Genomic DNA, 25,241 nt, shown 5'->3' with positions numbered 1-25,241 from the left:
AAGGCTGACATGACTTATTGCGTCGCAATCCGCCTGGCCCAAGGCCTGGTATTCGCATCCGACACCCGCACCAATGCCGGCGTCGACCATGTCGCGACTTTTCGCAAGATGCGGGTATTTGAAAAACCGGGGCAGGCGCGCATGGTGCTGCTCTCGTCCGGCAACCTTGCCACCAGTCAGAGTGTGGCCAGCCTGCTGGAGTTGTCCTGCCGCCATCACGAGCCGGCACGCAACCTCCTGCAGGTCGCATCCCTGTACGATGCGGCCGCCATGGTGGGTGCAACCTTGCGCGAAGTGGTCGCACGCGATGCTGATCCGGCTTCGTCCATCGACTTTTCCAGCCACTTCCTGCTTGGCGGGCAGGTTGAGGGCGAAGCCATGCGCCTGTTCCACATCTATCCGCAGGGCAATTTCATCGAAGCCAGCCGCGATACGCCCTACTTCCAGATCGGAGAGGCCAAGTACGGCAAACCCATACTCGATCGCGTGCTGGACTACGACACGCCACTGGCGCAAGCCATCCAGTGTGCGCTGATTTCACTCGACTCGACCATGCGTTCCAACCTGTCGGTTGGTGCGCCGATTGATCTGGTCTGGCTACGCCCCGATGACGCGGCGCCGCTGGCACCGGTCAGGCTGGCCGAAAAAGATCCCTACTTCAGTGTCTTGCGTCAGGCCTGGAGCAAAGGACTACGCGAAGTCTTTGCCACTTTGCCCGCACCTCACTGGCCGTTGTGAGTACGGCTTCGCATCAACCTTGCCAGCTCGCACAGTGCCTCGTCGATCTGAGATGAAAATGGGGTACCGCAATTGATACGTAAAAAGTGCTCAAAGCGCCGGGTATTGGAAAACAAACAGCCGGGAGTGAGATGGATGCCCTGCTCCAGAGCCTGATAAAAGAGTTTTTCAGACGACACGTAGTCAGGCAACTCGACCCATAATGACAAGCCGCCCTCCGGCACACTCAGGCGCGTACCTTCCGGAAAATGGCGGGCGATAGCTTCGGCATGGGCATGACGCTGCGTATTCAATGCACCACGCAAGCGGCGCAGGTGGCGGTCATAGTGGCCAGACTCGATAAAATCTGCGACTGCCCGTTGTGCCAGCGTTTCATTGGAGCGCGACTGGGCGTATTTCAGCATTTCCACTCTGGCCTGCCAGCGCCCGGCGCTCATCCACCCCAGCCTGAGCCCCGGCGACAAGGACTTGTGCAGAGACGCACAGTGAATGACATTGCCGCTGTGATCCCACGATTTGAGCGCACTCAGATGTTCATCCCGGCTGCCCAACATCGCATAGGTGTCATCTTCAATCAGTGCGATCTTCATCGCCTCGCACCATGCAACCAAGGCACGCTTGTTTACATCGGACATCACGCAGCCCAGCGGATTTTGCAAATTCGGTACCACCACCAATGCACGTAGCGCAGGGTGCATATCAGCCGCTAGCTGCAATGCTTCAAGAGAAATACCGCTGTGAGGACTCGTTGGGATTTCCAGGGTTTTCAAGCCAAGGCTCTCGAGCACCTGCAACAAGCCAAAGAAAGTTGGAGACTCCACCGCGACAAGATCTCCTGGCTGCGTAACCGCGCGTAATGCAAGGTTCAGCGCCTCAATACAGCCATGGGTAATCAAGATTTCCTCAGGAGCCAGAACCATGCGAGCGGCCAGCGCCTGATGTGCCAGCGCAGCGCGCAGGCGCATGTCGCCATTGTGGGCAACCGCTTGGCCAAACAGCAAATCATCCTGTCTGAGCACGCGCTGCATTGAATGGCGTAACGCTTCATTTGGATACAATTCCGGTGCGGCTCTTGCACACGATAGGCTGATGCGAGCGGGTACCCGCATCGTGCTGGCAATAATGGCACTGACACGAGGATGCACACCACTGTACTGCGCCGCATCGGGTACTTGCACCTCCGGTTCGCGGGCGGCCTGCAGCGGCAAACGACTACCCGCCCTAACAAAATAGCCAATTCGGGGACGAGCCTCCAATACCCCGCGCTCTTCCAGATGGCGACATAGCTGGAGTGCCGTAGACAAACTGACACCATGACGTGCCATCAGCGTACGCAAGGAGGGCATGCGCTCACCGACCAGCAAAGAGCCTTGTCGGATAGCACTCAGGTAGTGCTCGGCAAGACGCTGGTAGAGAGCAGGATGATTCATGCGCACGATTATGCACAATAAATTGAGGCAATGACAGATACAGATTGCCCTGCCCTGTGACGTAACAGCCCCCTATTGCCTACGCTGTTATCTTCCTTTTTAGCTTGGCCTGTACCTGCCGATTTCTACACGCATCTTTTAAGCTGGGTCTCCGTCTTTCAGGTTTTCAGGAGTACCGCACGATGCATACCTCCGCTTCGCTTACGATGCAGCTTATCCGTGGTCACCACTACCCGCTGGATACTCACAGAAGTATCCATCTCCACTTGGTCAATGGCCAACTTGAGATCGTCTCGGCTGGCCAATGGCTGGCGGAGTCGGTCATGACATCACAAAAAACGCTGTTTTCCGGTGATTATTTATGCATAGAAAAGGGAAGCTTTGCGCGGCTCCATCCACTGACATCTTGCACTTTGCGCTTGGTCTCGGATTGAAAATCAAAGCCTTAAAATATGGTCAGGGTGCAAGGGCAGTGACTACCCGGTGTAAAAAGAATCAAAAAATGCCAAAAAAAAAACCCGCACAAGTGCGGGTTTTTTGACAAGGCGGATGCTTACTTGGCGGCAACCGAGCGCATGGCGCTGTCGACTGCGTTGAGCAACAAGCCGTCCGGGTCTTTCTTGCAAACCGCGCCCATGGCCTTAACCACCTTGGCATCCAGATCCTTGGATGGGGTGATTTTCAGATTGCGCGCTTCCACGCTGGCGTTCCCCATGCTGGCAACCAAAGCGGAGACAAAACCGGCATCGGTCTTGGCTTCTTCATTAGCTTCGGAGCAGGTGATCATGTAGTCAGCAGACAGACCACCAGGAGCGGCAGGAGCAGGAGCGGCAGCCCAAGCAGCGGAGCTGGTCAACAGGGCAGCAATAATAGCCAGTTTTTTCATTTTGTCATCCATCCTAAATATTCAGTGTGTGATCAGTTGTAACGGCCAAGAATGGCACCACCGGCGCCACCGACAACCGCGCCCTTGATCGCGCCATCAATACCATTACCCGACAGCAAGCCTACGCCTGCGCCCAGCAGCGCGCCCTTTTGCGCGCCCTTGACGGCTCTGCGGCCCTTGCGGCCATTTTCGGTCAGCGCGCCAACGCCGCCGCCAATCACGGCACCACCAATGGCGCCCTTGATGCCGTTGCCGCTCAGCAGGCCGATACCGGCACCCAGAATGGCTGCATTCTTGGTACGGTCAGAACGCTTATAAGCGTGAGCAGAAGCAGGCACGGCCAGCGCAGCCACGGTCGCTGCCAGCACCATGGTGCGAATAAAAATCTTACTCATGTCGCAAACCCTCCGGAATTCATTGGCACGCAGTCTAAAACAGCCATTGCTTATTTAACAAGGCCCTGTGCGAAAGCGCACATCAAGAGTTAAAAGCGTTCGGGCAAGGGCTTGGCGATGACAATCCCGCCCTCTTCATCCAGCTGGATATAACCGCCGGTACGCAGCGCCTTAAGCATGCGGTTAACCATCTCCCGACTCAGCCCTATACGCTCCCCCAGTTCGCGCTGGGTCAAATGCAAACCCGGCGCAGCCGGATGCGCTTGCGCATGCTGCTCCAGTGCTTCCAGCACCCGCTTAAGCCGGCTATAACCATCCGGCTCGGACAGCATGGAAACAAAATTCAGCAAATGGTGCACGGCATGCGTCATCAATTCGGCAACCGCGCGCCAAGCCTGCGGCCTGGCATCCAGCGCCTGCACCAAAGCATCCCGCGGCAGGCTAAAACCACGCGTGTCGCGTAACGCTTGCACCGCCACGCCAAAAGGTCGCCGCTCGAACAAGGCATGCAGGCCGATAATGTCGCCGGGCACAATATAACCGTAGCAGAAGGGGCGGCCCGCACGTTTGCCCGGTGTATAAGCCGTCATCAGTCCGTGACTGATAAACAACACCTCATGTACGGTTTGCTGCATGGAAATAATGTCGCTACCAGCCGCAAATGTCACCACACGCCCTTGTGATAGCAGGGCCCGGCGTTCTTCTGCGGGCCACTGGGAAAAAAGCGGAAACAGCAACGATATATCCATGGGTATTCCACTTGCCCCCTCAACACTACATTCCATCAACATACTTATTACTTCTCCTGCAAACATTACTGCACAGTCTAGACTACCAAAATGACAGGAGGAATTAAGCATGCTGGCAGACGAACGCGCATTTCAAGCCCTGATCGATACCGTGCAGGGCGCTCTGGTGCTGGTCACTCCGGCTGATGGCAAAATATTTGCCGCCAACCAGTTGGCCGCTATCTTACTGGGTATCCCGCGTACTGACCTCATCGGCCAGCCATTTTTTGGCCATCTGGCCGATCCGGCCGATGAAGCAAGCTTAATCACCCGCCTCGCACAGCAAGGCATGCTGTACAACGAAGAGGTCATGCTCAAGGCCAAAGGCGGCCATCAGTTCAACGCCCAATTATCATTACGGGAAGTCGATTTTCTGCGTCCGGTTTTGGCCATCAGCTTTTCCGATCGCAGTGAAACCGTGATGATGGGCCGCCTGCTGGAAAGCGAACGGCAGGTCTGCGAGCGCGTACTCAAGCTGGCCAAAGAGCTCAAGCATGAGCCACGCATCACCGATGCCGATGATTACCTCAGTGGCGTACTGGGCATGCCGGCACTGTTGTCTGGGCTGGCCCATGAGGTCGGCCGCGCCAACCGCTACGGCCACTCGCTGTCTGCGCTGCTGATTTCCATTGAAGGCATACCCAACTTCAATCATGAGCTGGATAAAGATACCGCAGGCTATATCCGCCGCATGACCGGCAGCTTGTGCATGCAAAGTGCCCGTGACTGCGACCTGATTGCCAGGCGCGAAGACGGCTGTCTGCTGCTGGTTTTACCCTATACCCCGATGCAAGGTGCGACCCGCGCCGCACGGCGCCTGATCGCCAGCCTGAGCCTGCAGCAATTCCAAGTTGCAGGTGAAAACCGCTCGGCGGCCGCCTGTGTCGGCTTGTCATCCTTGCGCAAGGGCGAAAGCTCACACAAGCACCTGCTCGCCCGCCTTGATCTTGCCCTGACACGCTCCCGTGCCCAAGGCATCAATACACTGGCACGCCAGCCCTGAATGCTGGCGTGCGCAAAAGAAAACGGCCGGTCAAACCGGCCGCTTTTCATGGCAGACACAGATCAGGCCATCACCTGTGGCAAACGGGCGAGCGCCGCAGCAATCGCCTCCTGCGGATACTCATAGTCTTCAAGCGCACCGCTCAGATACTTGTCGTAGCTTGCCATATCGAAGTGGCCATGGCCTGACAGATTGAAGAACAGGGTTTTCTCTTCGCCGCTTTCCTTGCAGCGCAAAGCCTCATCGATACAGGCGCGGATGGCATGGCAGGACTCGGGCGCCGGAATAATCCCTTCGGCACGGGCAAACGCAACGCCCGCCTCAAAGGTCGCCAGCTGCGGTACGGACACCGCCTCGATCAGCCCCTCATGATAAAGCTGAGAAACCAGACTGCTGGCGCCATGGTAACGCAGGCCCCCGGCGTGGATGGATGGCGGCATAAAGTCATGCCCCAATGTGTACTGTTTCATCAGCGGCGTCAGGCCGACCGAGTCGCCAAAATCATAAGCATAATGGCCACGGGTCAGGCTGGGGCAAGAGCTGGGTTCCACCGCCACCAGACGAACCTGCTTGCGCCCTGCCGCATTATCGGCAAAGAATGGGAAAGCCACGCCGCCAAAGTTGGAGCCGCCACCGCAAGGCGCAAAAATCATGTCCGGCCAGGTACCAGCCAGTTCGAACTGCTTGCGCGCCTCCAGCCCGATCACGGTCTGATGCAGCAAGACATGGTTCAATGCCGAGCCCAGCGCATAATGCGTATCCGGGCGACTGGCCGCCTCTTCGACCGCCTCGGCAATCGCCAGCCCCAAGGAGCCGGGGTTATCTGGATTCTCGGCCAGGGCCGCACGCCCCGCCGCAGTCAGGCTGCTTGGGCTGGCCAGCACCTCGCCGCCCCAGGTCTGCATCATCGAACGGCGGAACGGCTTTTGCTGGTAGCTGACATTTACCATATAGATGCGGACATCGATACCAAACATCTCGCCGGCCAGCGACAAGGAGCTCCCCCATTGCCCGGCGCCGGTTTCGGTGGTCAGCCGGGTAATGCCCTCTTGCTTGTTGTAATACGCCTGCGGAATGGCCGAGTTCAGCTTGTGCGACCCGGCCGGACTTGCGCCCTCGTACTTGAAAAATATCTTGGCCGGCGTACCCAATGCCTCTTCCAACCGGCGCGCGCGCACCAAGGCGGTCGGACGCCACAGACGGTACAGCTCGCGGACTTCTTGCGGAATTTCGATCCAGCGCTCACGGCTGACCTCCTGTTCGATCAATGCCTGCGGAAAAATAGCAGACAGCGCGTCAGGGGTGAGCGGCTGGCCATCTGGGCCCAGCACCGGCTCGGGTGGCCTTGGCATATCGGCCACCACGTTGTACCAGTGGGTCGGAATCTCGTTATCGGGAAGCAGGAACTTGGTCTGTAGCATGGGCGGTATCCTCGTCAGTCTAAAAGCGGTGCAGGCAAATCACATCATGGGCAAAGCCCGGCAGATGAAAAAGGCAGCAAGTCATGGGAAAAATCCGGTAAAAGCACCAAACCAGACTACATGACATTCAACTTTCAGTGCAAGCCGCCCGCGTCTTGCTCAAAGGCTGGACAAAAAAAACCGCCGGGCTCAAAAGCCGGCGGCTGATATCGGGCATGACACCCGTCAGATGGTCTTGGAGTAACGCGCCTGCGTCTTGCGCTCGCGCAGATGGCGGTCGAACACCATGGCGATATTGCGGATCAGGAAACGTCCGCGCGGCTCGACCATAATGAAATCGCCGTCGAAACTCAGCAGTCCCAACTGCTGCAAAGTCTCCAGCTGCGGCAGTTCGGCGGCAAAATACTCACGGAAATTAATGCCGTAAACCTCTTCTATCGCCGACACCGACAGCGAGAAGCGGCACATCAGCGCCTGGATAATGGCACGGCGCAGGATATCGTCGCTGTCCAGCATATAGCCGCGCATCACCGGCAAATGTCCGCCGTCCAGTGCCGCGTAATACTGCTCGATATCCTTCTCGCTCTGCACAAAGCTGGCGCCCACCTTGCCGATAGAAGACACGCCAAGGCCTATCATGTCGCAATCGGCATGCGTGGAATAGCCCTGGAAATTGCGCTGCAAACGCCCTTCCGCCAGCGCGCGCGACAAATCATCCTCGGGCTTGGCAAAGTGGTCCATGCCGATAAACACATAGCCGGCATCGGCCAGTTGCTTGACCGAGCTTTGCAGGATGTCCAGCTTGGCCGCCGCCGAGGGCAGCTCGGCTTCATTGATACGGCGCTGCGGCATAAACACGGTCGGCAGGTGCGCATAGTTATAAAGCGCAACCCGGTCCGGCGAAATCTCAATCACCTTGGCCAAGGTGGCTGCCACCGAGGCCGGCGTTTGTAGCGGCAGGCCGTAGATCAAATCCACACTCACCGATTTGAAACCGGCTTCGCGCGCCGCGGCAATCACGGCCAGCGTTTCTTCCTCGCTTTGCACGCGGTTTACCGCCTGCTGCACGGCAGGATCGAAATCCTGAATGCCGACGCTCATGCGGTTAAAGCCCAGCGCCGCCAGCTTGAAGACTGTTTCGCGTCCGACCTTGCGCGGATCGATCTCGATCGAATACTCGCCTTCAGGCTTGAAGTCGAAATGCGCCTTGAGCATGCCCATCAGCCGCTCCAGCTGCGCATCCGACAAAAAGGTTGGCGTACCGCCACCGAAGTGCAGCTGCACCAGTTGCTCGCGCCCACCCATGGCGGCAGCGACCAGCTTGATTTCCTTTTCCAGGTAATCGAGATAGAGATCGGCGCGCGCCTTATCCTTGGTAATGATTTTGTTACAGCCGCAGTAGTAGCAAACAGTGTTACAAAACGGAATATGCACGTACAATGATATGGCTTTGCGGTTGGCACCGATGCGGCGCTGACTCAACACGCGCAGATAATCCGCCTCGCCAAAGGCCGGACCAAAACGATCCGCCGTCGGGTAGGAGGTATATCTGGGGCCGGAGCCGTCAAGTTGTTCGATCAGCTTGCGGTCAAACTCGAAACGGGATGGCGAAAAAATTTGGGCGGCGCTCATAATATCCGATACCGGTGGTCAATCTATTGGCAGAGTGGTAAATTCGCACAGCAATGTCTACCCCGCTTTGACAAGCGTCAAGCTTCTCCTGAAAGAGCATTGAATCTTACGTATGCCTGAACAGAACAACAGTCATCTGCACGCCCTCAAGGTTTCCTGCTCTAACTGCACGTTGCGTGAACTGTGCCTGCCTGTCGGGCTGAACCGCGACGAGCTTGCCCAACTGGATGCCGTGATCCGTCAAAGCCGGCGCCTCAAGCGCGGCGAGTATATGTTCCGCAGCGGCGAAGCATTCAAATCGCTGTTTGCCATACGTACCGGCTTTTTCAAGACTTGCATGTCCAGTCAGGACGGGCGCGAGCAAGTCACCGGCTTTCACATGTCGGGCGAGCTGTTGGGTATGGATGGCATCTCGGCCAATGTGCATGGCTGCGACGCGATCGCACTGGAAGACAGCGAAGTTTGCGAGCTGCCGTTTTCCCGCATGCAAAGCCTGAGCCGCGACATTCCCAGCCTGCAGCACCATTTTTACCGTCTGATGAGCCGCGAAATCGTACGCGACCAGAGCATTATGCTGCTGTTGGGCAATATGAAAGCCGACGAACGTCTGGCGGCATTCTTGCTGAATGTCTCCTCGCGCCTGGCAACGCGTGGTTTTGCCGCCAACGACTTTATCCTGCGCATGAGTCGCGAAGAAATCGGCAGCTTCCTTGGTCTTAAGCTGGAGACGGTCAGCCGTACCCTGTCCAAATTCCAGCAGCAAGGCTGGATCAAGGTCGATCACAAGCATATCCAGCTATACCAGACCGATGAGCTGAAGAACCTGATCTCAGGCTGCATTCACGCGCACAGCCATTAAGTGATGGCGCTGCCTGATTCAAGGCAAGCCATCACCCCCTTTCAACTCATATCCGCGCCAGCAATGCGTCCAGTCGCGCAAGGTCCGGCCAGGCTTGAGGCATCACAAAACCGCGCGCCACTTCGATCCAGACCCCGCCACGGCCCTGCTCAAGCTCGGCCAGTAGTTGCGGTGCCTGCGCCACTTGCAAGAGCCGGCGCAAATCGGCCTCCGCCTGCGTGTCTTCTTCCTGCACCCGAGCTGGTGCCAGCCAGCGCTCGCGCGCCAGATGGACCCAGCGCGTAGCACCATGGGTGCGCGGCCAGGCTTCATCCAGCGGCGCACACCAGCCCCGCGTCAGCCCCGTATCCTGCGGCATGCAATCAGGCGGATAGAAAAACCAGCCCGCCAGCAACAGCTCGTGCCGGCAGGTCGCAAAATCGGCCGGCAACCGCCCTTGTGCACAGGCATGACCTGACAGCGCCAGCTGCTGCGTGAGTTTATATGCCTTAAGCGGCCAGGCATCATTCAGCCCCGGCCCGATCCAGACGCCCCCGGCCTGCGGCGCTTGCAAATAGAACTTGCTGGCGGTTTCCAGATGCCAGGGCTCGCCGTCCACACGCAACAAAAAATCGAACTCACCCAGCGTCAGCCCTGCCGGGTCGCGCAAGGCTAGCCCATGCGCGACCACTTCGATATGCGGCAGCAGATGAAACCAGAACAGCAAAAGTTGCTCGGCGTAATGCCCCAGACGCAAGCGCGGACTCGCCGCCAGACAAGAAAGCAAGGCCGCAGGATCGCGATCCAGTTCCGCCAGATAGGCCAGCCCCTGCCCCCCCAACAGGCGGGCACGCGGACAAGGCGGACCGAAATGCAGCGGCGGCGGTGCGCACAGCAAGAAAGCCAGATCGCGCACTGCCGGCTGCGCGTAAGGCAGAGTCAAGGAACTAGCTGCGCTCGATCTTGCCATGCTCGGCTGCCACCCGCTCGATCTGCTTGCAAAAGCCGCGCAGGATATCGATTTCATCGCGCTCAAGCGCGGCACGGCCAAACAAGGTGCGCATGCGCCGCATCAGGCGCTCGCTATTGCGGCGGCGGAAGTAGCCGATATCATCCATCGCCTGCGCCAGATGGCCGCACAGACCCTCCACCTCGTCCAGCGTCGCCGGCTCGCCGGCGGGTTTAAGATAGTCCATCTCGAAGCCGCTGTGACTGAACAACTCGTAACACATCACCTGCACCGCCATGGCCAGATTCAGCGAGAAGTAATCCGGGTTGCCGGCAATGGTCACCAGCCGGTTGCACTGCTCGACTTCGCCTATCGACAGGCCGAAGGTTTCGTTGCCGAACACCAACGCCACCTGCTCGCCGGCCTGGGCACGCGCCACCAGTTCCGGTGTCGCCTCGCGCGGCACCGCCAAAGGCGTCGTCAGTTCGCGCCGGCGGCTGGTCAGCGCACAAGCGACCGTCACACCGCTTAGCGCCTCGGCCAGCGTCGCAACCACGGTGGCCTGCTCCAGCACATCGACGGCGCCGGAAGCCAGCGTATCCGCCTCGGGGCTGGGAAAGACTTTGGGTTCAACCAGATAGAGCCGGGTCAGGCCCATGGTTTTCATCGCGCGTGCGGCCGAGCCGATATTGCCCGGGTGGCTGGTACGGGTCAGAACGACCCGAATGTTCTTCAAAAAATCAGGGACTTGGGGTTTATTCATCAGCTGTTTACGAGTAGAATGCCGGCCATTATGAAACCCCGCGCAATGCGTCGGGGTTTTTTGTTCCTTAACCGAAATTGTTAGTGGCAGGCACGGCGCGCGTTGGTGAGCCGCGTGCCTGTTGCGTCCAGATTGTAGAGGCCGTCCATGCAAATGCATCCGATGCTAAATATCGCGGTAAAAGCTGCCCGTCGTGCAGGTAGCGTGATTCAGCGCGCATCGCACAATATCGACATCATTCGCGTCGAGAAGAAGAGTGCAAACGACTTCGTGACCGACGTGGATCGTGCCGCCGAGCAGGCCATTATCGACGTCATTCTCGAGGCTTATCCGTCGCATGCCATTCTAGCAGAAGAGTCCGGCGCGAAAGGCATGGGCGCCTCCGAATACGAGTGGATCATCGACCCGATCGATGGCACCACCAACTTTCTGCACGGCCACTCGCAATACGCCATTTCCATCGCGCTGGCCCACAAAGGTCAGGTGCAGGAAGCCGTCGTCTACGACCCGAGCCGCAACGACCTCTACACCGCCAGCCGCGGCGTAGGCGCCTTCCTCAACGAGCGCCGCATCCGCGTTTCCAAGCGCATCCAGCTGAACGAATGCCTGATTGCCACCGGTTTCCCCGTGGTCGACCAGAGCATGATCGACACCTATCTGGCCATCCTGAAAGACGTCATCGCCAAGAGTGCCGGTGCCCGTCGCGAAGGCGCAGCCTCGCTGGACCTGTGTAATGTGGCTTGCGGCCGCGTGGACGGTTTCTTCGAATTCAACCTCAAGCCGTGGGACATCGCGGCAGGCAGCCTGATCGTACAGGAAGCCGGCGGCATCGTGACCGATATGAAGGGCGAGCAGACCTGGCTGGAAAGCGGCGACATCGTTGCTGCCAGCCCTAAGGTGTTGGCGCAGCTTCTGCACATCATCGCACCGCATGTAGCCTGAAGCGCGCACGCCGGATGACGACCTTGCCGGCTTGACGTAAAATCAGCACGCCCAACGCCCCGCCAGTCGGGGCGTTGTCGTCTTTGTCACCCCTAGCCCAGAAGACCAGCATGAGCGCAGCCCACACCCCGATGATGCAGCAGTACCTCTCCCTCAAGCGCGACCACCCGGACAAGCTGGTGTTCTACCGCATGGGCGACTTTTACGAGCTGTTTTACGAGGATGCGGAAAAGGCGGCGCGCCTGCTGGATATCACGCTGACCACGCGCGGCGCCTCGGCCGGCACGCCGATCAAGATGGCCGGCGTGCCCTATCATGCCGCCGAAGGCTATCTTGCGCGTCTGGTCAAACTGGGCGAGTCGGTTGCCATCGTCGAGCAGATCGGCGACCCGGCCACCAGCAAAGGGCCGGTCGAACGCAAAGTCATGCGCATCGTCACCCCGGGCACGCTGACCGATGCCGCGCTGCTGGACGACAAGCGCGACAACCTGGTGCTGGCACTGAACAGCATCAAGGGCGTGCTGGGCATGGCCTGGCTATCGCTGTCCAGCGGCGAATTCCGCATCATGCAGGTGCCGGTCGACGAGGTGATGAGCGAGCTTGAGCGCCTGCGCCCATCCGAGCTTTTGCTGCCCGACGATCACGCCATCGCCCTTTTGGATACGCTGGCCATTCCGCGCAAGAAACTGCCGTCCTGGCAGTTTGATAGCGAATCAGGCCAGCTCACCCTGACCCGCCATTTCGGCACGCGCGATCTGGCCGGCTTCGGCGCGGAGAACAGCCCGGTGGCGGTCGGTGCGGCCGGCGCCCTGCTCGAATACGCCAAACAGACCCAGGGTGCGCATCTGGCCCATATCGCCAGCCTGAGTGTGGAGGACACCCGCGAACTGGTGCGCATGGATGCCGCCACCCGCCGCAATCTGGAACTGACCGAGACCCTGCGCGGCGAAGCCAGCCCGACGCTGGCCTCCTTGCTTGACCATTGCAGCACCAGCATGGGCAGCCGCCTGTTGCGCCACTGGCTGCACCATCCGCTGCGCAACCATGCCCGCCTGCGCGAACGGCTGGATGCGGTCGCCGCCCTCGCCGACCAGCATCAGGCGCTAGGCGACACCCTGTCCGGCGTCGCCGATATCGAACGCATCACTGCCCGCATCGCCTTGCGTAGCGCCCGCCCGCGCGACCTGTCCTCGCTGCGCGACTCGCTTGCCCGCCTGAAAGACGCCCGCCATCAGGCCGCCAGCCTGAACAGCACGCTGCTGGATACGCTGGCCAGCTACCTGCCGGAAAACGCGCCGGCCGAAGCGCTGCTGCGGGCGGCGATTTTGCCCGAACCATCGACCTTGCTGCGCGACGGCGGCGTGATCAACCACGGCTACTCGGCCGATCTGGACGAGCTACGCGACATCCAGACCAACTGCGGCGAATTCCTGCTGCAACTGGAAGCACGCGAGCGCGAGCGTACCGGCATCAGCACGCTCAAGGTCGAATTCAACCGGGTACACGGCTTTTACATCGAAGTATCACGCGCCCAGTCGGACAAGGTGCCGGACGACTATCGCCGCCGCCAGACACTGAAAAACGCCGAACGCTATATCACGCCGGAACTGAAAGAATTCGAAGACAAGGCACTGTCGGCCCAGGACAAATCACTGGCGCTGGAAAAGCAATTATACGAAGCACTGCTGGACGCGCTGATCCCGTATGTCGGCGCGCTGCAGCAGGCGGCACAGGCGGTTGCCACGCTGGATGTGCTGGCCAACTTTGCCGAGCGCAGCGCAACCTGCAATTACGTCGCCCCCGAATTTGTCGGCAGCAACCGGCTGGAGATTATTGAAGGCCGCCATCCGGTCGTGGAAGCCGGCGTCGAACGCTTTATCGCCAACGACATCTGCCTGTCGGACGCGCGCAAGCTGTTGCTGATTACCGGCCCCAATATGGGCGGTAAATCGACCTATATGCGCCAGACGGCCCTGTTGACGCTGATGGCACATATCGGCTGCTGCGTGCCGGCACAAAGCGCGGTCATCGGCCCGATCGACCGCATCTTTACCCGTATCGGCGCCTCCGACGATCTGGCCGGCGGCCGCTCCACCTTTATGGTGGAAATGACCGAAAGCGCCAACATCCTCAACAATGCCACCGCCCACAGTCTGGTACTGATGGATGAAGTCGGTCGCGGCACCTCCACCTTTGACGGTCTGGCGCTGGCCTGGGCGATTGCGCGGGCGCTGATCGAAAAAAACCGCAGCTACACGCTGTTTGCCACCCACTACTTCGAACTGACACGACTGGCACACGACTATGCCGGCGTTGCCAATGTCCATCTGTCGGCGGTCGAACACAAGGAAAGCATTGTGTTCCTGCATCACGTGGAAGAAGGCCCGGCCAGCCAGAGCTACGGCCTGGCCGTGGCGCAACTGGCCGGCGTGCCGCCCAAAGTCATACGCGAGGCAAGGCGCCATCTGCTGGATCTGGAAAACCAGTCGGTCGCCCGCCAGCAGCCTGATTTGTTTACCCAAGCGAGCGTTTCCCAGCCGGAGGTGCTGCCGCATCCGGCGCTGGAGATGCTGGAAGACGCCGATGTAGACAGTCTGAGCCCGCGCGAAGCGCTGAGTCTGCTCTATGCACTCAAGGCAAAACTGGCGGAATAATCCGCGGCATGGCGAATAAATTTTCCTTCCAATGCCATTGAATATTTTCTATATTGATCACTTGAAAATCACTTGATAAAAGTCAAAGGAAAGGACTGGCCATGAACAATGCTGATGACCCTGCCCAGAGCAGTCTGCAAAAACTTTTCAATCTGCCGGGGGACGCCGAGGCTTTACCGCTGTCGGCGATCCGGCAGCGGGCTGGAAACCGCCTGAGCGAATTTGCCATTTATGCGCAGGATGCACTCGCCGGCATGGACATCGCCATCCCGCCGGCAATCAGTTTTGTCAGTTGCCCCAACTGCGCGCTGGAAGTCAACAGCACCCACCCGAAATCGGCAGAAATACAGGCATGGCTGGATGGCAGCCTCGGGGCTCAGGAGCGATTCAAGAAAGTAGAAGTGTTGTATGAGCTGATTCACGCCAGCGAAAATGCGGCGAAACACTCGCCGCCGACATCTGCTTTCATGTCGGTTTAAGCAGCATCGGCCCGATCGCCTATTTCGAACGCTTTACCGCCCGCCACTGCGCACACTAACCCGTAGCACAAGGTCTAATCCCAATAGCCCGGCGCGCTGTAACAGGCGCGCAAATGCTCGATAAAGTGACGTACCCTGAGCGGCAGCAAACGCCGCGCTGCCACCACCGCATACACCGGATAGTCGGGTGAAGCATATGCGTCCAGCACCGTCACCAGCCGCCCTTCCGACAAATCATCCTTTACCTCCCATAGCGAGCGCCAGGCCAGACCCAGCCCGCGAATCGCCCAGTCATGCAGCACGGCGCCATCGTTGCACTCCAGCACGCCCGACACCTTGAGATTGACCAGCTCACCTTGCCGCATAAAGCTCCAGCCGCGGCTCTGGCTTTCACCCAGCGACAGGCAATTGTGGCCCGACAAATCTTCCAGACGATACGGAATGCCATACTCGGCCAGATAGGCCGGAGACGCGACCACCACGCGGCGGTTTTCAGCCAGACGCAGAGCCACTAAAGAAGAGTCGGCCAGATCGGAAATCCGTATTGCACAGTCGATGCGGTCGCGCACGAAATCCACTAGCCGATCGGACAAATCCAGCGTCACCTTGATATCCGGATGCATGCGCTGGTAGCTGGCCACATGCGGCGCGACATGGCGCCGGCCAAAGCCTGCCGGTGCCGACAGGCGCAGATGGCCGCGCACGCGCCCGCTGCCCGAAGCCACCGCCGCTTCGGCATCCGCCAGCTCGCCCAGGATGCGCAACGCATCTTCGTAAAAAGCCGTGCCCTCCTGCGTCAACGTGATGGAGCGCGTCGTGCGCACCAGTAGCCGCACGCCCAAACGCTCTTCCAGCGCATCCAGCCGCCGCCCTATCATCGCCGGCACCACGCCTTCTTGCCGGGCGGCTGCGCTCAGACTCCCCAGCGTCACCACCGCGACCAGCGTTTCCATCTGCTTGAAGCTGTCCATTAGCATACAAAAAGTAAAAGGATTAATGCCATTTTAGGGCTTTTTCTATAATCCATGCTCACCTAAACTGGCAAACAGCATAATTCAGACCGATAAACCCCAGGAGAAACCAGATGGCCATGACCTTGCCGCAAGGTGTTGAAATTCTCGCCCCGCTGAATGCGGAATACGAAACGATCCTCACCACGGAAGCACTTGCGTTTGTGGCCAAGCTGCACCGCAAATTCGAAGGCACCCGCCGCGAACTGATCGCGCGCCGCGTGCTGCGCCAGGCCGAGCTGGATGCAGGGCGTTTGCCGGACTTCCTGCCGGAAACTGCCGCCGTGCGCGCAGGTGACTGGCAGATCGCGCCGCTGCCGGCCGACCTTCTGGATCGCCGTGTCGAAATTACCGGCCCGGTCGAGCGCAAGATGATGATCAATGCGCTGAACTCCGGCGCCAAGAGCTTCATGGCCGACTTTGAAGACTCGAACTGCCCGAGCTGGGACAACCAGATCAGCGGCCAGATCAATGTGCGCGACGCCTATCGCAAGACCATCTCCTTCACCAGCCCCGAAGGCAAGCAATACGCGCTGAACGACAACATCGCCACCTTGCTGCTGCGCCCGCGCGGCTGGCATCTGATGGAAAAGCACCTCACCGTCGATGGCGAGATCGTCTCCGGCGCACTGTTCGACTTCGCGCTGTCCTTCTTCCACAACATCCACTACCTGCTGGAAAACGGCCGCGCCACCTATTACTACCTGCCGAAGATGGAAAGCCATCTGGAAGCACGGCTGTGGAATGATGTGTTCGTGTTTGCACAGAACGAACTGTCCGTTGCGCAAGGCACGATCAAGGCCACCGTACTGATCGAGACCATCCTCGCCGCCTTCGAGATGGATGAAATCCTGTATGAGCTGCGCGAGCACAGCTGCGGCCTGAATGCCGGGCGTTGGGACTACATCTTCAGCTGCATCAAGAAATTCAAGAACAACAAGGATTTCTGCCTGGCTAACCGTGGCGCCATCACCATGACCGTGCCGTTTATGCGCGCCTATGCGCTGCTGCTGCTCAAGACTTGCCACCAGCGCCAGGCACCGGCCATCGGCGGCATGGCCGCGCTGATCCCGATCAAGAACGATCCGGTAGCCAATGAAAAGGCCCTGGGCGGCGTGAAGGCCGACAAGGATCGCGATGCGGGTGACGGCTACGATGGCGGCTGGGTTGCCCACCCGGGTCTGGTACCGATTGCGATGGAGTCGTTTAACGCCGTGCTGGGCGATGCGCCTAACCAGATCGGCAAGCAGCGCCCCGACGTGAATACGACGGCGGCCGACTTGATGACTTTCCAGCCGGAAACTCCGATTACCGAAGCCGGCATGAAGCTGAATATCGACGTCGGCATCCAGTATCTGGGGTCATGGATCTCCGGCAACGGCTGCGTACCTATCCACAACCTGATGGAAGATGCCGCCACCGCCGAGATTTCGCGCGCTCAGATCTGGCAGTGGATACGCTCGCCCAAAGGCGTGCTGGAAGACGGCCGCAAGGTGACGCAGGAATTATTCGCCCAGTTCCACGGCGAAGTGGTAGCCGACCTGAAAGACAAGCTGGGCAGCCGCTGGACACGCCAGTATGAAGACGCGGCGCGCATGTTTGCCGAGTTGACCAGCAGCGACGACTTCGTCGAGTTCCTGACCCTGCCAGGCTACGACTACCTCGACTAAGATCCTGCATCTCTGGCGGCAAGCCAGAGAACACGCAACGGCCACAGCAAATCTGTGGCCGTTTTTCTTTGTCGATATCCAGCGCACACCCGGCTTCAGCCGCATCCCATTCTTGTCGCAACGCAGCAATAAATTAACCATCATATTTCAAGCCAACGCAAAAATCACAATATTTATCGCGCAAAATGCAAATCAACAGCAATTTTATTAAAAATATTACGCATTTATAAGCATGAAAAATCAATAAACAAAAAACAGTGCCTGTCGTTTTGCCATAAGATTGCAGACAAAATCCAATCTTTATTTGTTTATAACGAGATCAACACCATGCGCCTATCCCTTCGCCCCCTGCTCGTTTCCCTGCTCGCCATCGGTGCACTCGGCTCGGCCAGCGCGGCCGATATGAAATCGGTTGCCGTCACCGCCATTGTTGACCATCCGGCGCTGGATGCCGCCCGCAAAGGCGTGGAAGACGAACTCAAGGCCGCCGGCTACCAGAACGGCAGCAACCTCAAACTGCAATACCAGAGCGCACAAGGCAATACCGCAACCGCAGGCCAGATTGCACGCAAATTCGTCGGCGACAAGCCCGACGCCATTGTCGCAATCGCCACGCCGAGCGCACAGGCCGTTGCCGCCGCAACGCGCAATGTCCCCGTGGTCTTTATTGCCGTTACCGACCCGGTCGCCGCCAAGCTGGTGCCGTCATGGAAGGCTTCGGGCAGCAATATCACCGGTGTATCCGACCGCTTGCCAATCGCAGCCCAGGTTGATCTGATCCAGAAAATCCATCCGGCAGCCAAAAAGATCGGCATGGTCTACAGCCCGGGCGAAGTCAACTCGGTCATTGTGGCGCGCGAGCTGAAAACCGAATTGGGCAAACGCGGCATGACGCTGGTGGAGTCGGCCGCCGCGCGTAGCGTGGACGTCGCCCCTGCGGCCAAGAATCTGGCCGGCAAGGTCGATGCCATCTACACCAGCACCGACAATAATGTGGTGTCGACTTACGAGTCGCTGGTGGCCGTTGCCAACCAGAGCAAGATCCCGCTGATTGCTTCGGATCCGGATTCGGTCAAGCGCGGCGCTATCGCCGCACTGGGACAGAATTACTACGATATCGGCCGTCAGGCCGGTCGCATCGTGGTACGCATTCTCAAGGGCGAAAAAGCCGGCAGCATCGCACCGCAAATGGGCAATAAGCTGTCGCTGACACTCAATCCGCTTGCCGCACAAAAGCAGAACGTCAGTCTGAACCCGGCTTTGCTCAAGAGCGCCGCCGAAATCGTCAAATAAGCGCCAGCCGTAGCCGCCCATTTCCTGCGGCTACGGCTAAAACCGTTTCTGCCTGCGCACGACAAGCCATGCCGCAGAAGCATGGCAAACACAAAGAAAGCCCCCAACCATGTCCGTCATTGCCCTGATGGGTGCACTGGAAATCGGCCTGATCTTCGCCCTAGTTGCACTGGGCGTGCTGATTTCCTTCCGCATTCTGAATTTTCCCGACCTGACCGCCGATGGCAGCTTCCCGCTGGGCGGCGCCGTTGCCGCCACCTTGATCGCCGGCGGCCATGATCCTTACAGCGCCTGCGCCTTTGCCATGCTGGCCGGCGCTGCCGCAGGCTGGACGACAGCCTGGCTCAATGTGCGCCTGAATATCCTGCAATTGCTGGCCAGCATTCTGGTGATGATTGCCCTGTATTCGATCAATCTCAGAATTATGGGAGCGCCGAATATTCCGCTGATCGGTGAAGCCACCGTATTCTCCGCCCTCATTGGCGACGATTTTGATCGTGCCATGACGGTGCAACCAGCCGTACTTGCCGCCATTATCGTGCTGGCCAAGCTGGCGCTGGATGCTTTCTTTGCCTCGCAGGCCGGCCTTGCCATGCGCGCCACCGGTGCCAACCCGCGCATGGCACGCGCCCAAGGCATTTCCACCGACCGCATGGTGCTCTTTGGCATGGCACTCTCCAATGCGCTGATCGCGCTGGGTGGTGCGCTCTATGTGCAGACTCAGGGCGGTGCTGATATCTCGATGGGGATCGGCACCATCGTGGTCGGGCTGGCAGCGGTCATTATCGGCGAAACGCTGATTCCGTCGCGCAAGCTGTGGGTGATCACACTGGCGACGGTATTGGGCGCCCTGCTCTATCGCGTACTGATCGCACTGGCGCTCAACGCCGACTTTATCGGTCTGGCGGCGCAGGACCTTAACCTGATCACCGCGCTGCTGGTTGGCTTTGCCTTGGTGCTGCCGCTGATCAAGGCCAAATTCAAGCTACTGTCCGGAGGATTGGCCAAATGATGCGCGCCGACAATCTGCAAAAAACCTTCAACCCGGGCACGCCGGTCGAAAACCATGTGCTGCGCGGCATGTCGCTGACCATAGAAACCGGCCAGTTCGTCACGGTGATAGGCAGCAATGGCGCCGGCAAGTCGACACTGCTTAATGCCATCTCCGGTGATATACAGCCCGACTCCGGCCGCCTGTTTATCGACCAGCAGGATGTGACCCGCATGGATGCCTGGCAGCGTGCCAAACTGGTGGCACGGGTCTTTCAGGATCCGATGGCCGGCACCTGTGAAGGGCTGAGCATAGAAGAGAATCTGGCGCTGGCCTGGCAGCGCGGAGAGAAACGCGGTCTGGGGCTGGCGGTTAAAAAAGCGCAGCGCGAATTATTCCGCGACAAACTCGCGACGCTGAAGCTGGGGCTGGAAAACCGCTTATCCGACCGCATGGGGCTGCTGTCCGGCGGACAGCGCCAGGCCATCAGCCTGTTAATGGCCTCACTGCGCCCCTCGCGCATCCTGCTGCTGGATGAACACACGGCGGCGCTAGACCCCAAAACCGCCGCTTTCGTGCTGGAGCTGACCGACCAGATCGTGCGCGACAATCAACTCACCGCGCTGATGGTGACCCATTCCATGCGTCAGGCGCTGGACCATGGCGACCGTACGGTTATGCTGCATCAAGGTCAGGTAGTGCTGGATGTAAGCGGCGAAACACGTAGCCAGATGCAGGTTGCCGATTTGCTGTCCATGTTCGAAAAAACCCGCGGCGAGGTCATCGATGATGATGCCTTGCTACTAGGCTAGCGCAACGGGGCAGGGCATATCTCCGCCACCACAACCTTTATTGCATATCTGGGCTATGATTCACAATATGAATGATTGCCTTGCCCTGAAGGTTGCCCGATGAAGATATTGTCCTGTCTGTTTACCCTGTTCTGCCTGCTCGCGCCTGCGGCACAGGCCGAGGGCGTGATGCTGAACCTGAATGCCAGCGCCGAGCGCGAACTGGCCAATGACGAGTTTCAGGCCACACTCTATATCGAGGACAAGGCCAGCGACCCCGCGGTTCTGGCCGAACGCCTGAACCGCCAGCTTGCCCGCGCCGTCACTATCGCTAAAGGTTTTCCTGCCGTTAGCAGTCGCAACAGTGCTTACAATAGCTGGCCCGAGTACGATAAGAACGGCAAGCTGCAGGCATGGAGCGCACGCGCATCGCTCAGCATCCAAAGCCGCAATATGCAGCAAGCCGGCGAGCTGACCGTACAACTGCAGCGCTTTATGCTGCTTTCCAGTGTGGACTTCCGCGTCTCGGAGCAACTCAGGCGCGAAACCGAACAACAATTGATTCCGCAAGCCATTCATAGCTTGCGCACACAGGCGCAGATCGCCGCCCGCGCTTTGGACAAAGCGCAGATCGCGGTACGCGAACTCAGCCTGGGGCAAAATACACCGCCGCCCTCATTCCGCCCTGTCATGCTCAAGTCTGCCGCAATGGATGCCGCAATGGATGCCGCTGCCCCCTCCAATCCCGACTGGCAATCCGGTGTTAGCCTGCTACGTCTGGAAGTATCCGGCAAGGTAGAGCTACTTTAGATACACAACGCTTTCGTCTTGCTGTTCATTAGGTTACAGTTCGACATTGAATCATTGGCTTTGCAGCCAACCTAACACCGACAGACTATGAAACTGCTTGCTTCACCCACCAGTCCCTTTGCACGCAAAGTACGCATCGTACTGGCCGAAAAAAAAATAGAATGTCCGATCCAGATCGAGCAGCCTTGGCAGGCCGACAGCCACATTAGCGACTACAACCCGCTGGGCAAGGTACCGGCTCTTGAGCTGGATGATGGCAGCGTGCTGTTCGACTCGCGGGTTATTGTCGAATATCTGGATAGTATTTCGCCCGTTTCCCGCCTTTACCCGCAGGAAAGACGCGCACTGATAGATACCCGGCGCTGGGAAGCGCTGGCCGACGGTCTGTGTGATGCGGCCGTTGCCATCGTGATCGAACGCCGCCGCCCTGCCGACAAGCAAATGGAAGAATGGGTCCAGTACCAGCATGCAAAAATTAGCCGTGCACTGGCGACCATGAGCCGCGATCTGGGTGAACGCTTGTGGTGCAACGGCGAGGCTTACAGCATTGCCGACATTGCAGTGGGCTGCGGCTTGGGCTATCTGGCGCTGCGCTTTCCCGAACTTGACTGGCAAGCCGACTATCCCAATCTGGCCGCTTTGCAGGACAAGCTATCTCTGCGAGCATCCTTTACCGATACCCAGCCCGCCTGCGTGTAATCTTCCTTCATCGGCAACAGTCCAAAAGACTCAGCACCGACCGACCCGGCCGCTTATGCGCCCGGGTCGCATTCTATGCGGTTACGCCCGCCATTTTTTGCCCGGTACAGTGCGCGGTCGGTTCGCTCGATCAGCCAGTCCAGATCCGGCTCGGCCACGCGGGACTCCGCCACCCCCAGACTGACCGTCACCCGCAAGCTGGCGGGTAAATCGGGATAGGTCTGCACTGCAATCGCCTGACGTATACGCTCGGCAACCTCCTGCGCCTCGTCCAGCGGCGTATGCCTGAGCAAGACCACCAACTCCTCCCCGCCATAACGCGCCGCCAGATCGCTGGGACGCAGCAACACCGGCAGCAGGCGCCCCAATATGCGCAGAACCTGATCGCCGGCCAGATGACCATAGTGATCATTGACCCACTTGAAGTGGTCGATATCGATCAGCAACAAAGAGCAAGGCATGCCATGCCGCTCGGCATTGGCCAGCTCACGCTTGGCCATCGCCATGAAATGGCGGCGGTTATACAAACCGGTCAGTTCATCGGTTAGCGCAAGCTCGGCCAATTTCTGATTCAACAGGCGCAACTGGCTGGCCGTACGTTTAAGCGTCCCCGTCCAGTGCTGCAATATCTGATAAAAGAAATAGGCGATAAACACCACCAGCACCGACAGCACGATATGAATCACTTGCAGTACTTGCAAGGCAGACAGCGCTACCGTAGGCCAGCCAATGCGGTCAAAATGGAAAAAGGCCTGCTCGACATAAGCACCATGCAATCTGACCGCCAGAAAAACATAAAGCAATAAGGCAAACAACAGCAGCGCCGTTGTCCATAGGGAATATGTCAGGCGCACCCTGCGCCGTGTCAGCCATGACAGCGTATCGAGCGCATGCTCGATACGCCGCCCGTAGCGCCAGAGCAATGGCACCAGCAGTACAAAATTAGCCAGCAGACCTAACCAGCGACCAAGCCATAAGTTCAACAGCTCGGCATAGCCGGCATGGCGGGCGTAAATGCCAACCAGCACATCCAGCGAGGCAAATGTCGCACTCACCGTCACCATCATCAAAAAAAACAGCAGATTCTTGCCAGAGGAAAGATCGGGGCGCATGGGCACGGCCCGGTAACCCAGATACAAGATCAGCAGTGCCAGCAAGTGGGTCGCACCGGCCAGTAAGATAAACGGCAGCGAAAAATGCATCATCCATGCGGCAAACAGCGCACTGAGCAAAGCCAGCATGCCCCCCAGCGCAATGCCGAACCAAAGCGTCCACAAGATAGCCAGCAACATGGCAGGCGCCAGCACCAGCGGCAGCACCTCTGCACGCCAAGGCAAAGACAGGCTCAGCCAGGACTCTGCGACTGGCCAGCCCACCGACAACAAGCACAGGCTCAGCGACAAAAACCAGGCCAGCGCCAGACGCCGGACAATGCCCCGCTTGGCCTCAGGGCGCAGCAAACGAAAACGCAGCATGCGCGCACCAGAGTCCACCTCCGCTTGAGCATCAAGCAAGGAAGAAGCGGACAGATGGCCGGTCCCCTCATTCGCGACAGGGGAGAAAATATCTGCGTCATTTGGCATGCCATCAGACTAGTTGATGGCCGATGTAATCGCCACGCAGGTCAACATGAGTAGATGCCGAAATCAGCCGCGCGGGTGGTGTGCCCGGTGCAACTGACGCAAACGCTCACGGGCGACATGGGTATAGATCTGGGTCGTCGAAATATCGGCGTGGCCGAGCAATAACTGTACCACGCGCAGATCGGCACCATGGTTGACCAGATGCGTGGCAAAAGCATGGCGCAAGGTGTGCGGGCTGACATGACTCAAACCCAGTTGCGTCGCGTAGCGTTTAATCAGAAGCCAGGCCATCTGCCGCGTCATACGGCTACGCCTGACGGTCACAAACACATCATCGCAAGCCGCCCCCGCCAGCAAGAGCGGCCGTGATTCGTTCAGATAGCGCAATAACCACTCCTGCGCGACCTCACCCATGGGCACCAGCCTTTGCTTGTCGCCCTTGCCTATGGTGGACACGACGCCGGATACCAGATCCAGCTCGCCCAACTGCAAGGACACCAGTTCGGACACGCGCAGCCCGGTCGCATACATCAGCTCGAACATGGCCCTGTCCCGCAAGCCCAGCAAACTGGCGGTATCGGGTGCCTCCAGCAAGGCCTCCACATTGGCTTCCGACAAAGGACGCGGCAAGGCGCGTACCGGCTGCGGCCCTTTCAGGCGCTTGAGCGGGTCATTGCGGCGCACACCGCTTTCCAGCAGATGACGAAAAAAACGCCGCGCTGCCGAAATCAGCCGCGCACGGGTCGCCGCACTCTCTTGCGCTTGCGGCAGCAGTACCTGCGCCAGCACAGCCTCATCGACAGCAACCAGATTCGTCTCCAGAGCCTCAAGACGCTGCGCCAGCTTGCACAGATCGCGCCGGTAAGCATCCAGCGTGTTGCGCGACAAACCATCAGCCAGCAAGCACCGGTCCAGAAAGGCATCAATCAGCTCAAGACTAGCGTTCATGGGCAAGCAGCCAGCGCTTGATCGCCAGCATCTCGTGACCGGTCGACAGGTTGAAACCACCCAGACCGTTTTTTGCCAGCACCCGGTGGCAAGGAATAATAATGGGTAAAGGATTGCGTCCGCACGCTCCGCCGACCGCGCGCGCAACCGATCCTATATTGGCGGCAAGCTGCTGGTAACTGAGTGTCTGCCCGGGTGGAATGGCGGCAATGGCCTGCCATACCCGCATCTGGAATGGCGTGCCCTGCAAGCGGTAGGGCAAGTCGAAACAAAAGGCGGCATCCAGCAGCCACGCCTGCAACTGTCGGGTGACTTCGGCGGCCAGCGTGCCGGAGCCTGCCGTCTGCACCATCGTACCAGCGGGCAGAAAATCGATCCCTTGCAAGTGTTGGGTCGAACAACGGATGCCCAGCCTGGCAAAGGGCGCGGGAATAATGGCGGAATAGGAGGTCATCTTAGAAACGAAAAAAAGCGCAAGGAATGCCTTGCGCTTCATCATGACGGCAAAGCCGTCGTTTGGCCAGCGGA

The 25,241-nt window shown here is 58.9% G+C and carries 25 protein-coding genes; 13 read left to right on the top strand and 12 right to left on the bottom strand.

Going from position 1 to position 25,241, the window contains the following annotated elements:
• Nucleotides 1-9: 9 nt before the first annotated feature.
• Nucleotides 10-738, top strand: coding sequence for a proteasome-type protease (locus M3P88_RS00730; RefSeq protein ID WP_249614188.1), 729 nt, complete (start codon nucleotides 10-12; stop codon nucleotides 736-738).
• Here the strand turns inward: M3P88_RS00730 and M3P88_RS00725 are convergent.
• The 4 genes from M3P88_RS00725 to M3P88_RS00710 form a co-directional block, all read right to left on the bottom strand.
• Entirely contained in the window at nucleotides 723-2,168 is a 1,446-nt protein-coding gene (locus M3P88_RS00725) for an aminotransferase-like domain-containing protein (protein ID WP_249614187.1), read from the bottom strand. The genes M3P88_RS00730 and M3P88_RS00725 overlap by 16 nt on opposite strands.
• Nucleotides 2,169-2,721: 553 nt before the next feature.
• Complete coding sequence (locus tag M3P88_RS00720) at nucleotides 2,722-3,054, bottom strand: YmgD family protein (protein ID WP_249614186.1); 333 nt, start codon at nucleotides 3,052-3,054, stop codon at nucleotides 2,722-2,724.
• A 32-nt stretch (nucleotides 3,055-3,086) separates the two neighbouring features.
• The gene (locus M3P88_RS00715; protein ID WP_249614185.1) at nucleotides 3,087-3,449 is read right to left on the bottom strand and encodes a YMGG-like glycine zipper-containing protein; all 363 of its coding nucleotides are present in this window, start codon (nucleotides 3,447-3,449) and stop codon (nucleotides 3,087-3,089) included.
• Between the two features lie 89 nt (nucleotides 3,450-3,538).
• Nucleotides 3,539-4,198 carry a Crp/Fnr family transcriptional regulator gene (locus M3P88_RS00710; protein ID WP_249614184.1) on the bottom strand — a complete coding sequence of 220 codons (660 nt, stop codon included), beginning with the start codon at nucleotides 4,196-4,198 and terminating at the stop codon, nucleotides 3,539-3,541.
• Nucleotides 4,199-4,307: 109 nt separating this feature from the next.
• Between M3P88_RS00710 and M3P88_RS00705 the strand changes: the two genes are divergently transcribed.
• Complete coding sequence (locus M3P88_RS00705; protein ID WP_249614183.1) at nucleotides 4,308-5,240, top strand: GGDEF domain-containing protein; 933 nt, start codon at nucleotides 4,308-4,310, stop codon at nucleotides 5,238-5,240.
• Nucleotides 5,241-5,302: 62 nt separating this feature from the next.
• Here M3P88_RS00705 and M3P88_RS00700 read toward each other — a convergent pair whose 3' ends face one another.
• On the bottom strand, nucleotides 5,303-6,661 hold the full coding sequence (locus M3P88_RS00700; RefSeq protein ID WP_249614182.1) for a TrpB-like pyridoxal phosphate-dependent enzyme: 1,359 nt from the start codon (nucleotides 6,659-6,661) through the stop codon (nucleotides 5,303-5,305).
• Here M3P88_RS00700 and M3P88_RS15865 point away from each other — a divergent pair.
• Nucleotides 6,660-6,785, top strand: a complete 126-nt coding sequence (locus tag M3P88_RS15865; RefSeq protein ID WP_283773050.1) for a hypothetical protein — start codon at nucleotides 6,660-6,662, stop codon at nucleotides 6,783-6,785. The two genes, M3P88_RS00700 and M3P88_RS15865, sit on opposite strands and share 2 nt — an antisense overlap.
• 101 nt (nucleotides 6,786-6,886) lie before the next feature.
• Here the strand turns inward: M3P88_RS15865 and hemN are convergent, their stop codons facing one another.
• Nucleotides 6,887-8,293 carry an oxygen-independent coproporphyrinogen III oxidase gene (gene hemN / locus M3P88_RS00695; RefSeq protein WP_249614181.1) on the bottom strand — a complete coding sequence of 469 codons (1,407 nt, stop codon included), beginning with the start codon at nucleotides 8,291-8,293 and terminating at the stop codon, nucleotides 6,887-6,889.
• Nucleotides 8,294-8,405: 112 nt separating this feature from the next.
• Between hemN and fnr the strand changes: the two genes are divergently transcribed.
• The gene (gene fnr / locus M3P88_RS00690; protein WP_249614180.1) at nucleotides 8,406-9,152 is read left to right on the top strand and encodes a fumarate/nitrate reduction transcriptional regulator Fnr; all 747 of its coding nucleotides are present in this window, start codon (nucleotides 8,406-8,408) and stop codon (nucleotides 9,150-9,152) included.
• A 46-nt stretch (nucleotides 9,153-9,198) separates the two neighbouring features.
• On the opposite strand, the gene M3P88_RS00685 is transcribed toward fnr, so the two are convergent.
• The gene (locus tag M3P88_RS00685) at nucleotides 9,199-10,074 is read right to left on the bottom strand and encodes a DUF1853 family protein (RefSeq protein ID WP_249614179.1); all 876 of its coding nucleotides are present in this window, start codon (nucleotides 10,072-10,074) and stop codon (nucleotides 9,199-9,201) included.
• Nucleotides 10,075-10,078: 4 nt separating this feature from the next.
• Nucleotides 10,079-10,843, bottom strand: a complete 765-nt coding sequence (locus M3P88_RS00680) for an RNA methyltransferase (RefSeq protein WP_249614177.1) — start codon at nucleotides 10,841-10,843, stop codon at nucleotides 10,079-10,081.
• Between the two features lie 153 nt (nucleotides 10,844-10,996).
• On the opposite strand from M3P88_RS00680, the gene M3P88_RS00675 reads away from it, so the two are divergent.
• From M3P88_RS00675 to M3P88_RS00665, 3 genes are all read left to right on the top strand, one after another.
• Nucleotides 10,997-11,785 carry an inositol monophosphatase family protein gene (locus M3P88_RS00675; RefSeq protein WP_124734822.1) on the top strand — a complete coding sequence of 263 codons (789 nt, stop codon included), beginning with the start codon at nucleotides 10,997-10,999 and terminating at the stop codon, nucleotides 11,783-11,785.
• A 110-nt stretch (nucleotides 11,786-11,895) separates the two neighbouring features.
• Complete coding sequence (mutS, locus tag M3P88_RS00670) at nucleotides 11,896-14,439, top strand: DNA mismatch repair protein MutS (RefSeq protein ID WP_249614176.1); 2,544 nt, start codon at nucleotides 11,896-11,898, stop codon at nucleotides 14,437-14,439.
• A gap of 101 nt (nucleotides 14,440-14,540) precedes the next feature.
• The gene (locus tag M3P88_RS00665) at nucleotides 14,541-14,918 is read left to right on the top strand and encodes a hypothetical protein (protein WP_249614174.1); all 378 of its coding nucleotides are present in this window, start codon (nucleotides 14,541-14,543) and stop codon (nucleotides 14,916-14,918) included.
• Nucleotides 14,919-14,992: 74 nt separating this feature from the next.
• On the opposite strand, the gene M3P88_RS00660 is transcribed toward M3P88_RS00665, so the two are convergent.
• Nucleotides 14,993-15,889: a LysR family transcriptional regulator gene (locus tag M3P88_RS00660; RefSeq protein ID WP_249614172.1), complete on the bottom strand. Its 897-nt coding sequence runs from the start codon at nucleotides 15,887-15,889 to the stop codon at nucleotides 14,993-14,995.
• A gap of 113 nt (nucleotides 15,890-16,002) precedes the next feature.
• On the opposite strand from M3P88_RS00660, the gene aceB reads away from it, so the two are divergent.
• The 6 genes from aceB (at nucleotide 16,003) to M3P88_RS00630 (ending at nucleotide 22,182) form a co-directional block, all read left to right on the top strand.
• The gene (aceB, locus tag M3P88_RS00655; RefSeq protein ID WP_249614170.1) at nucleotides 16,003-17,598 is read left to right on the top strand and encodes a malate synthase A; all 1,596 of its coding nucleotides are present in this window, start codon (nucleotides 16,003-16,005) and stop codon (nucleotides 17,596-17,598) included.
• 327 nt (nucleotides 17,599-17,925) lie between these two features.
• A complete protein-coding gene (locus M3P88_RS00650) occupies nucleotides 17,926-18,891 on the top strand; it encodes an ABC transporter substrate-binding protein (protein WP_249614168.1) in 966 nt (321 codons plus the stop codon).
• 109 nt (nucleotides 18,892-19,000) lie between these two features.
• Entirely contained in the window at nucleotides 19,001-19,903 is a 903-nt protein-coding gene (locus tag M3P88_RS00645) for an ABC transporter permease (protein ID WP_249614166.1), read from the top strand.
• Nucleotides 19,900-20,694 carry an ABC transporter ATP-binding protein gene (locus tag M3P88_RS00640; protein WP_249614165.1) on the top strand — a complete coding sequence of 265 codons (795 nt, stop codon included), beginning with the start codon at nucleotides 19,900-19,902 and terminating at the stop codon, nucleotides 20,692-20,694. Before M3P88_RS00645 ends, M3P88_RS00640 begins: the two co-directional genes overlap by 4 nt.
• A gap of 99 nt (nucleotides 20,695-20,793) precedes the next feature.
• Entirely contained in the window at nucleotides 20,794-21,483 is a 690-nt protein-coding gene (locus tag M3P88_RS00635; RefSeq protein ID WP_249614164.1) for an SIMPL domain-containing protein, read from the top strand.
• 87 nt (nucleotides 21,484-21,570) lie between these two features.
• Nucleotides 21,571-22,182, top strand: coding sequence for a glutathione S-transferase N-terminal domain-containing protein (locus M3P88_RS00630; protein ID WP_249614163.1), 612 nt, complete (start codon nucleotides 21,571-21,573; stop codon nucleotides 22,180-22,182).
• A 53-nt stretch (nucleotides 22,183-22,235) separates the two neighbouring features.
• Here the strand turns inward: M3P88_RS00630 and M3P88_RS00625 are convergent, their stop codons facing one another.
• From M3P88_RS00625 to M3P88_RS00615, 3 genes are all read right to left on the bottom strand, one after another.
• Entirely contained in the window at nucleotides 22,236-23,657 is a 1,422-nt protein-coding gene (locus M3P88_RS00625; protein WP_249614162.1) for a GGDEF domain-containing protein, read from the bottom strand.
• 171 nt (nucleotides 23,658-23,828) lie between these two features.
• Nucleotides 23,829-24,713, bottom strand: a complete 885-nt coding sequence (xerD, locus tag M3P88_RS00620) for a site-specific tyrosine recombinase XerD (protein WP_249614161.1) — start codon at nucleotides 24,711-24,713, stop codon at nucleotides 23,829-23,831.
• Nucleotides 24,703-25,167, bottom strand: coding sequence for a methylated-DNA--[protein]-cysteine S-methyltransferase (locus M3P88_RS00615; protein ID WP_249614160.1), 465 nt, complete (start codon nucleotides 25,165-25,167; stop codon nucleotides 24,703-24,705). Before M3P88_RS00615 ends, xerD begins: the two co-directional genes overlap by 11 nt.
• Nucleotides 25,168-25,241: the final 74 nt, after the last annotated feature.

The organism is Craterilacuibacter sp. RT1T (assembly GCF_023502145.1).
In the GTDB taxonomy this organism is placed as follows: Bacteria; Pseudomonadota; Gammaproteobacteria; order Burkholderiales; family Chromobacteriaceae; genus Craterilacuibacter.
The sequence above is the reverse complement of the archived record's forward strand: the minus strand, read 5'-3'. Positions and strand labels throughout refer to the sequence as shown.